Source organism: Collinsella aerofaciens (genome assembly GCF_040915425.1).
Classification (GTDB): domain Bacteria; phylum Actinomycetota; class Coriobacteriia; order Coriobacteriales; family Coriobacteriaceae; genus Collinsella; species Collinsella aerofaciens_BW.
In genome coordinates this window covers 1-9,963 of record NZ_JBCPDN010000073.1, presented here as the reverse complement: position 1 = coordinate 9,963, position 9,963 = coordinate 1, and the positions used below count along the sequence as shown (strand labels likewise).

Below are 9,963 nucleotides of genomic sequence, written 5' to 3'. Positions count from 1 at the left end.
GTGCAGGTGCAGGCTCGGGCTCAATGACGGTCGCCTGGACCTCTTGGACCTTGGGTGCTACTGGCTGCGGCTCGGCCTCGGAGGCAGGTTCCGCCTCAATGACGGGCCCGGGCGCGGCCTCGGCGTTGCGATAGGCGCGCTCCAGCAGGGCTTCCTGTGAGTTGAAGGGTTTCTCACCCTCTGCACGCTCCACGGGGACCCAGGTGCCGTCGCTCGTGAGGCTGCGGGCCTTCACGTTGTCGCGCAGCTGCATGCCCATGTACTCGTGCACCAGGGCGCGGCAGGTGGGGTCGAGCACGGGGAAGGCAATCTCCACGCGGTGCTCGGTGTTGCGCGTCATCATGTCTGCCGAGCTCAGGTAAATCATGTCCGAGTCCACGCCGAAAGCATAGACGCGCGCGTGCTCCAAAAAGCGTCCGACGATGGAGCGGACATGCACGTTCTCGGTCTTGCCCGGAACACCGGGCTTGAGGCACGAGATGCCTCGGATGATCATGTCTACGCGCACGCCGGCACACGATGCCTCGGCGATCTTGTCGATAACCTCGCGGTCGGTCAGCGAGTTGAGCTTAAAGAACACGCGGGCGGGCTCGCCGGCAAGGGCGCGCTGGATCTCGCGGTCAAGCCCGCGCATGATGAGCGGTTTCAGTCCGACGGGCGCCACACCCAGGAAGCGGTAGTCGCCGCGCAGGTTGCCCAGCGACAGGTTGCGGAAGAACAGGTTGGCGTCCTCGCCGATGCCGGGATGGGCTGTCATGAGCATAAAGTCGCTGTAGAGTTTGGCCGTCTTCTCGTTAAAGTTGCCGGTGCCCAAAAGCGTTAGGCGGGTGAGCGCCATGCCCTCGCGATAGGTGAGCTGGCAGATCTTTGAGTGGCATTTAAAGCCCTCGGAACCATAGATGACGGTGCAGCCGGCCTCTTCCAGGCGCTCGGCCCACTCGATGTTGTTCTGCTCGTCAAAGCGTGCGCGGAGCTCCATGAGCACCGTGACCTCTTTGCCGTTCTCGGCAGCATCGATCAGCGACTCGCATAGGCGGCTCTGCTTGGCCACGCGGTAGAGCGTGATGCGCAACGAGATGCACTCGGGGTCGTAGGCTGCTTCGTGCACCAGGTCCAAGAACGGGTTCATGGCCTCGTAAGGGTAGAAGAGCAGCTTGTCGTGCTGCAGCACCTGCTCGCGGATGGAGCGGGTCATGTCGATGGTGGGATTGGGCTGCGGCTTAAACGGCGTAAAGAGCAGCTCGTTGCGCAGGTGCTCGGGAATCTTGCCCTCAATGCCAAAGACGTAGCCCAGGTTGAGCGGGATATCGCAGGTAAAGACCGAGCGACGCGAAAGCTCGAGCGCCTTGCGGATAGTCTTGAGCGTCGCCTTCTCGAGCGATCCCGAGACCGCGAGCACTACCGGCTGCAGGCGCAGGCGCTTCTTGAGAATGCGCTTCATGTGCTGGCGGTAGTCCTCTTCCTCCTCGACGCCCTCGCCGTCCGGATCGATGTCAGCGTTGCGGGTGACGCGGATCAGCGCACGATCCAGCGGCTTATAGGAGCCAAAGCAGCTGTCCAGGCAGGCGAGGATGACGTCCTCGAGCAAGATGTAGGAGTAGGTGCCGGTGGGCGAGGGGATCTCGACCACGCGGTTCATCGAGGCGGGAATCTCGATAAGGCCCAGCAGGCTCTCCTCGTCGGTGGCACCGTCCAGACCACAGGCCAGATAGAGCGCGCCATTGCGCAGGTTGGGGAAGGGGTGGCGAGGATCGATGACCAGCGGCGAGATGACCGGTGACACGTAGGCCTGGAAGTAGCGGGTTACAAAGGTGCGCTCCTCGGGCGTAAGCGAATCGATGCGGGCGCGGTGAACGCCCAAGGTGTCGAGCTTGCCCTCGATGCTCTTAAAGATGGACTCCCAACGGGTAAGGAGCCCGGGCATTTCGGCCATGACAGCATCGACCTGTTCGGAGGCGGTCATATTGCTCTTGTTGTCGACAGGTTGTTTTTTGAGCTCCGCCAGATCGGACAGGCCGCCCACGCGCACCATAAGGAACTCGTCGAGGTTGGACTCGAAGATCGAGACGAACTTTAGTCGCTCGAATAACGGAACGGTTTCGTCGAAGGCTTCGTCGAGCACGCGGTTGTCAAAGCGTAGCCAGCTGAGCTCTCGGTTTTGCGTGTACGAGAAGTCGCGCGGCGGTTTGCGCAGCTTTGCGGCGGCTTGCTTCTTTTCGATTTTGCTCGGCATATGCATCTGTCCGTTCAGTCCCCACAAGGGACGGTAGCCTAACACTAATCACTATTGTCTCAATTTAGTCGACCGCTGGCACGGACGTATCGCGTGAACGGTATCTTTACCTACTTCTTACGCTGACAAGTCATAGGACTGACGTCCTGCTCGTCTGCAAGCGGTCTATATCCTCACTCAACTGGTACGTAAGTGTGAATAAGAATGATGGATAGCTGAATATCATTGAATGCAGGCGGAAACGTAAACAAACATCATTTATATACATAAAACCGATTTAGCTATGCAATTCTGAATCAAAAGTTTAGAGATGCAATTGCAAATAGTTTTTAGGAAAAAAGAGCGTTTACCTTAGAAAAGTTACTTTAGAACGCCGAAGTACATTATGGGGGAATCTCGTGCGATATACCGTTCATCGCACTTTGTTGACCGTTCGGGGGCGAGGTGGAATTGCGGGTGGAATTTGGATATAACTAGAGCTGTCAGCAAGCAGCGTCCGCTATGGAAGGGCGCTGAGAGATTCGGCCGAAAGGCCCGAAAGAAAGGTAGGAGGCCATGACGAAAGGTCTGCACGTGCCTTCCGAGATCGGCAAGCTCAGGAAGGTCTGCCTGCACCGTCCCGGCGACGAGCTCCTCAACCTGCCGCCCGACGAGCTCGAGCGACTCCTGTTCGACGACGTCCCGTTCCTGGAGGTCGCGCAGCAGGAGCACGACACCTTCGCCCAGATCCTGAGGGACCAGGGCGTGGAGGTCCTCTATCTCGAGAACCTCGTCGCCGAGGTGTTCGACCAGGTCCCCGGCGCCCGCGCCGAGTTCACCGACCAGTACATCGCCGAGGCCGGCATCCGCGGCCAGCACATGCCGCAGATCGTCCGCGAGAAGCTGGACTCCATCGAGGACAACCTCGAGTTCGTCAAGAAGACCATGGCCGGCATGACCAAGTCCGAGATCGACATGCCCCTCACGGCCTCCACGACCCTCGACTCCCTGGTCAACTCCGAGTCCGAGTCCGACCTGATCATCGACCCGATGCCCAACCTCTACTTCACCCGCGACCCGTTCGCGGTCGTCGGCGAGGGCGTCAACCTCAACCGCATGTACTCGGTCACCCGCAACCGCGAGACCCTGTACGGCAAGTACGTCTTCAAGTACCACCCCGACTACAAGGACGTCTCGCTGTACTTCCGCCGCGACTGCCAGTTCCACACCGAGGGCGGCGACGTGCTGAACATCAACGAGAAGACCCTCGCCGTCGGCATCTCCCAGCGCACCCAGGCCGCCGCGATCGACGTCATGGCCCAGAACATCTTCTGGAACTCCGACTCCAAGGTCGAGCGCATCCTGGCCTTCGACATCCCGGTCTCGCGCGCCTTCATGCACCTCGACACGGTCTTCACCCAGATCGACGTCGATAAGTTCACGATCCACCCCGCCATCATGGGCACCCTGCGCGTCTACGAGCTGACCGCCGGCAAGAACCCGGGCGACGTGAACATCCGCCTGATCGAGGACACCCTCGAGCACGTCCTGGAGGACGCCACCGGCGTCGACCAGGTCAAGCTGATCCCCTGCGGCGGCGGCGACCCGATCGCGGCCTCCCGCGAGCAGTGGAACGACGGCTCCAACACCCTGTGCGTCGAGCCCGGCAAGATCTGCGTCTACGCCCGCAACACCGTCACCAACGACGTGCTGTACAAGGAGGGCCTGGACCTTCTCGTCGTGCCCTCCGCCGAGCTCTCCCGCGGCCGCGGCGGCCCGCGCTGCATGAGCATGCCCTTCTGGCGCGAGGACCTCTAGGGTCTTCTAGGGCCCGTACAGGTCATAATACATACATCTAGCTGCCATTAGATGTCTCCCATTGGGGCGGTGCGGGTTTTCGCACCGCCCCAATCTTGTATGAGGAACGTCAACACGATTGGATGACTGCTTTTGTAAGGAGCTTGGCCATGGACATCAAGACGATTGGCGTTGAGGAATGGCTCAACGTTTGGGAGAAGAGCGCCACGTGGGACATCGCCCAGTCGACGATCTCGTCGCTCACCATGGGCGAGCTGCGCGCGCTTGATGAACAGGACGGCGCCACGTTCTACGAGCGCCTGGATCGCGAGAAGATGAACTACGGCTGGATCGAGGGCTCGCCGGAGTTTAAGGCCGAGGTTGCCAAGCTGTATCGTCGGGAGGTCAATCCCGATCACATTCTGCAGACCAATGGCTGCACGGGCGCTAACCTCAACGCCATCATGGCTGTGGTCGAGCCCGGCGACCATGTTATCGCCGAGTGGCCCACCTACGCGCCGCTCTACGAGATTCCGCGCACGCTGGGCGCCGAGGTCGAGTATTGGGAGCTTCGCGAGGAACTCGGCTGGAAGCCCGATATCGAGGAACTCAAGCGCTTGGTGCGCCCCAACACCAGACTCATCTGCATCAACAACGCATCGAACCCCATCGGTACGGTGCTCGATGCCGATATGCTCGGCCAGATTGCCGAGATCGCCCGTTCGGTGGGCGCCTACGTGCTGTGCGACGAGGTGTATCTGCCGCTTGAGAACACCGAGGCCTTTATGTCGATGGCTGACGTGTACGAGAATGCCATTGTCACCAACTCGGTGTCCAAGACCTATTCGACGCCTGCGGCCCGCGTGGGCTGGGTCGTGGCAGACGAAGAGATATCCAGCCGCATCCGCACCTATCGCGATTACACCATGATCTGCGGCGGCGTGTTCAACGATGCCCTGGCGACCTATGTGCTTGAGCACAAGGACAAGATCCTTGAGCGCAATCGCAAGATCGTGTTTGGCAACCGCGATATCGCGCAGGCTTGGATCGATACGCAGCACCGCGTTTCCTGGACGGCGCCGCAGGGCGTGTCCACCTCGTTTATCCAGCTTGATATTCCCGAGGACGACGAGGAGTTCTGCAAGCGCCTGCTGTCCGAGAGGGGAGTGCTGCTGGTACCCGGCAGCCGCTTTGAGCTTCCCTGCGGCGCACGCCTGGGCTACTGCGCGAGCGAGGACGTTCTGCGCGAGGGCCTGAGGCTTTTGGGCGAGGCACTGGCGGAGTTCGATCGCTAGGATTCCGATGATCTTCGAGGGCCTTATCCAAATTAGCCGAAGATAATCGAAAACGGACCCGTTTCCCTAGTGAAGCGGGTCCGTTTTTCTATACCGAGAAGTCAAGTTGTTACAAATGGAGCCGTAAAGCGAGTCGGTATCCGCTGGGCCTTATACTGAGTTTCCGGTGAACGGTATCAAGCGTCTGGTAAACGGTAATTTATTTACCAGAAATGAATAGGACAAACTTTTTTCTGAATAAAAATGAAAATGGTTGAGACACGGTATGAACCGCTAATTCTATTCATAGCTTTATTGGAAATATGCAATATGAGGGTGGTTTAGCAAAGTTTAGTTCCATTTGATTTTAGGATTGAAAACGCGTTTAAGCACGTAAATACGCTTTATTAAGATGAAGTGTGCCATGCGTGAAGTATATGTGTATGCCGTTCACCCCCTATAAAAAACCGTTCGGGGGCAAGGTGGAAGTATGAGCTGATTTTGGATATAAATATGTCGTCAGCAATAACGCCTCACACGGAGGGGCGCTAACGAATCGGCCCTGACAAGGGCCCGAAAGAAAGGTAGGAGGCCATGACGAAAGGTCTGCACGTGCCTTCCGAGATCGGCAAGCTCAGGAAGGTCTGCCTGCACCGTCCCGGCGACGAGCTCCTCAACCTGCCGCCCGACGAGCTCGAGCGACTCCTGTTCGACGACGTCCCGTTCCTGGAGGTCGCGCAGCAGGAGCACGACACCTTCGCCCAGATCCTGAGGGACCAGGGCGTGGAGGTCCTCTATCTCGAGAACCTCGTCGCCGAGGTGTTCGACCAGGTCCCCGGCGCCCGCGCCGAGTTCACCGACCAGTACATCGCCGAGGCCGGCATCCGCGGCCAGCACATGCCGCAGATCGTCCGCGAGAAGCTGGACTCCATCGAGGACAACCTCGAGTTCGTCAAGAAGACCATGGCCGGCATGACCAAGTCCGAGATCGACATGCCCCTCACGGCCTCCACGACCCTCGACTCCCTGGTCAACTCCGAGTCCGAGTCCGACCTGATCATCGACCCGATGCCCAACCTCTACTTCACCCGCGACCCGTTCGCGGTCGTCGGCGAGGGCGTCAACCTCAACCGCATGTACTCGGTCACCCGCAACCGCGAGACCCTGTACGGCAAGTACGTCTTCAAGTACCACCCCGACTACAAGGACGTCTCGCTGTCCTTCCGCCGCCACTGCCAGTTCCACACCGAGGGCGGCGACGTGCTGAACATCAACGAGCAGACCCTCGCCGTCGGCATCTCCCAGCGCACCCAGGCCGCCGCGATCGACGTCATGGCCCAGAACATCTTCTGGAACTCCGACTCCAAGGTCGAGCGCATCCTGGCCTTCGACATCCCGGTCTCGCGCGCCTTCATGCACCTCGACACGGTCTTCACCCAGATCGACGTCGATAAGTTCACGATCCACCCCGCCATCATGGGCACCCTGCGCGTCTACGAGCTGACCGCCGGCAAGAACCCGGGCGACGTGAACATCCGCCTGATCGAGGACACCCTCGAGCACGTCCTGGAGGACGCCACCGGCGTCGACCAGGTCAAGCTGATCCCCTGCGGCGGCGGCGACCCGATCGCGGCCTCCCGCGAGCAGTGGAACGACGGCTCCAACACCCTGTGCGTCGAGCCCGGCAAGATCTGCGTCTACGCCCGCAACACCGTCACCAACGACGTGCTGTACAAGGAGGGCCTGGACCTTCTCGTCGTGCCCTCCGCCGAGCTCTCCCGCGGCCGCGGCGGCCCGCGCTGCATGAGCATGCCCTTCTGGCGCGAGGACCTCTAAGTCTTTCCGTTTCCGGTGCGGTCCCCCTACAACCGCACCGGCTTCGCCCGTTAAACGGGCAACACTGATACTTACGTAATTCATTTCTTCGAAAGGAATCGAACCATGGGTGTTAACCTCTCCGGCCGTAGCTTCCTCAAGCTTCTCGACCTCACCACCGAGGAGATCGAGTACCTGCTCAAGCTCTCCAAGAACTTCAAGGATATGAAGCGCGCTGGCGTTCCGCACCGCTATCTCGAGGGCAAGAATATCGTTCTGCTCTTCCAGAAGACCTCCACTCGTACCCGCTGCGCCTTCGAGGTCGGCGGCATGGACCTGGGCATGGGCGTGACCTATCTCGATCCCGGTTCGTCGCAGATGGGCAAGAAGGAGTCCATCGAGGACACCGCCCGCGTTCTCGGCCGCATGTATGACGGCATCGAGTTCCGTGGCTTTGCCCAGGATGACGTCGAGGAGCTCGCTGCTAAGTCCGGCGTGCCCGTGTGGAACGGCCTGACCACTGAGTGGCATCCCACCCAGATGCTCGCCGATATCCTGACCGTCCAGGAGAACTTCAACTACGACATCAAGGGCAAGACCCTCGTCTTCATGGGCGACTGCAAGAACAATGTCGCTCGCTCCCTCATGGTCGTCTGCTCCAAGCTCGGCATGAACTTCGTGGCCTGCGGCCCCGAGGAGTGCATGCCCGCTGACGACGTCATCGAGGCCTGCAAGCCCATCGCCGAGGCTAACGGCTGCACCATCAAGCTGACCACCGACGTCAAGGACGGCGTCACGGGTGCCGACGTTATCTACACCGACGTGTGGGTCTCCATGGGCGAGCCCGACGAGGTCTGGGCCGAGCGCATCGCTCAGCTCACCCCGTATCGTGTTACCTCCGAGGTCATGGCTATGGCCAACCCGGGTGCTATCTTCCTGCACTGCCTGCCCAGCTTCCACGACACCAACACCACCATTGGCGCCGAGAAGTGCGAGCAGTTCGGCATCACCGAGCAGGAGGTCACCGACGAGGTCTTCGAGAGCCCCGCTTCCAAGGTCTTCGACGAGGCCGAGAACCGCATGCACACCATTAAGGCTGTCATGTACGCCACGCTCAAGTAAGAGCATCTAGCATCTCGCTCGGGGTGTATTGCTGCACACCCCGAGCGGTTTTATCTGGTAATAATCTCGCATCAAGCGGCAGGCACGGCACGGAAGAGCCGCTTCTGGCGAGATCAGTAAATGATTTATGAAGGGGGGATGAGAACTATGACTGAGACCGCTAAGAAAAAGCGCGGTATGCCTTCATCGTTCACCATTCTTCTTGCTCTGCTGGCAATTGTCGCAGTGATTACCGTTATCGTCTCCGGCACGTCCGGCGGCGCGGTTACTGCCGCCCGTCTGAGCGATTTCTGCACCGCCCCGATTAAGGGCTTCGCTGACGCTCTGCCCGTCTGCCTCTTCGTTATGATCCTGGGCGGCTTCCTCGGCATGATGACCGAGACCGGCGCTCTGGACAACGGCATCGCCGTTCTGGTGCAGAAGCTTAAGGGCAACGAGATTATGCTCATTCCCGTGCTGATGCTCATCTTCTCCCTCGGTGGTACCACCTATGGTATGTGCGAGGAGACCGTTCCCTTCTACGCCCTGCTCGCCGCTACCATGATGGCTGCTGGCTTCGACCCCATGGTCGGTGCCGCTACCGTCCTGCTCGGCGCTGGCTGCGGCTGCCTGGGCTCCACGGTTAACCCGTTCGCCGTCGGCGCTGCCGTCGACGCTCTGACCGGCGTTGGCATTGAGGTCAACCAGTCCATCATCATCGGCCTCGGTGCCGTCCTGTGGATTGTCACTACCGCTATGTCCATCTTCTTCGTGATGAGCTACGCCAAGAAGGTCAAGGCTGACAAGGGTTCCACCATCCTGTCGATGCAGGAGCTCAAGGACGCCGAAGAGGCTCACGGCAAGGCTGCTTCCGAGGTCCACAAGGAGGTCAAGCTCACCGGTCGTCAGAAGGGTGTTCTGATCGCCTTCGCCTTCACCTTCGTCGTCATGATCGTCGGCTTCATTCCGCTGGCCGACCTCAACGAGGGCGTCGCTAACTTCTTCGACGCTGGCGCTGTCTACGACGCCGACGGTAACGCCGTCGTCCAGGGCTGGTCTGCCCTGATCACCGGCCTGCCCATTGGCCAGTGGTACTTCGACGAGGCTTCCACCTGGTTCTTCCTCATGGCCGTCCTGATCGGTATCATCGGTGGCCTGTCCGAGAAGCAGATCGTTAACACCTTTATCACCGGCGCTGCCGACATGATGTCCGTTGTTCTCGTCATCGCCCTCGCCCGTGGTATCTCCGTCCTCATGGCTAACACCGGCCTCGACGTCTTCGTCCTCGACGCTGCCGCCAATGCTCTGGCTGGCCTGTCCGGCGTGATCTTCGCTCCCATGAGCTTCCTGGTCTACTTCGGCCTGTCCTTCCTGATCCCCTCGACCTCTGGTATGGCTACCGTCTCCATGCCCATCATGGGACCGCTGGCTGTTAAGCTCGGCTTCTCGCCCGAGGTCATGGTCATGATCTTCTCCGCCGCCATCGGTGTCGTGAACCTGTTCACCCCGACCTCCGGCGCCATCATGGGCGGTCTCGCCCTGGCCAAGATCGAGTGGACGACCTGGCTCAAGTTTGCCCTTAAGCTCATCGTCGCGCTCTCCGTCGTCTGCGCCGTCATCCTGACCGTCGCCTGCGTGCTGATCTAAGTGCCCAACGGGTACCCCACGGAAACCTTGACGATCCTGTAAAGGATCACCTGGTCATCGTCTGTCCGGTGGGGTCAACCCACCGGTAGACTCCTACCTTTAGCCCCCTCCTGTTCC

Annotated in this window: 6 protein-coding genes; 5 read left to right on the top strand and 1 reads right to left on the bottom strand. The window is 60.0% G+C overall.

Going from position 1 to position 9,963, the window contains the following annotated elements; translation table 11 throughout:
• A partial coding sequence (gene ppk1, locus AB5164_RS08980; protein WP_368148001.1) for a polyphosphate kinase 1 occupies positions 1-2,233 on the bottom strand: 2,233 nt, incomplete at its 3' end.
• A 555-nt stretch (positions 2,234-2,788) separates the two neighbouring features.
• Here ppk1 and arcA (AB5164_RS08975) point away from each other — a divergent pair.
• From arcA (AB5164_RS08975) to AB5164_RS08955, 5 genes are all read left to right on the top strand, one after another.
• Entirely contained in the window at positions 2,789-4,030 is a 1,242-nt protein-coding gene (gene arcA, locus AB5164_RS08975; RefSeq protein ID WP_006234281.1) for an arginine deiminase, read from the top strand.
• A gap of 149 nt (positions 4,031-4,179) precedes the next feature.
• On the top strand, positions 4,180-5,304 hold the full coding sequence (locus AB5164_RS08970) for an aminotransferase (RefSeq protein ID WP_161115924.1): 1,125 nt from the start codon (positions 4,180-4,182) through the stop codon (positions 5,302-5,304).
• Between the two features lie 573 nt (positions 5,305-5,877).
• A complete protein-coding gene (gene arcA, locus AB5164_RS08965; RefSeq protein ID WP_368147999.1) occupies positions 5,878-7,119 on the top strand; it encodes an arginine deiminase in 1,242 nt (413 codons plus the stop codon).
• Positions 7,120-7,224: 105 nt separating this feature from the next.
• Complete coding sequence (gene argF, locus AB5164_RS08960) at positions 7,225-8,220, top strand: ornithine carbamoyltransferase (RefSeq protein WP_006234279.1); 996 nt, start codon at positions 7,225-7,227, stop codon at positions 8,218-8,220.
• A gap of 138 nt (positions 8,221-8,358) precedes the next feature.
• Positions 8,359-9,846, top strand: coding sequence for a YfcC family protein (locus tag AB5164_RS08955; protein ID WP_394815226.1), 1,488 nt, complete (start codon positions 8,359-8,361; stop codon positions 9,844-9,846).
• Positions 9,847-9,963 lie beyond the last annotated feature (117 nt).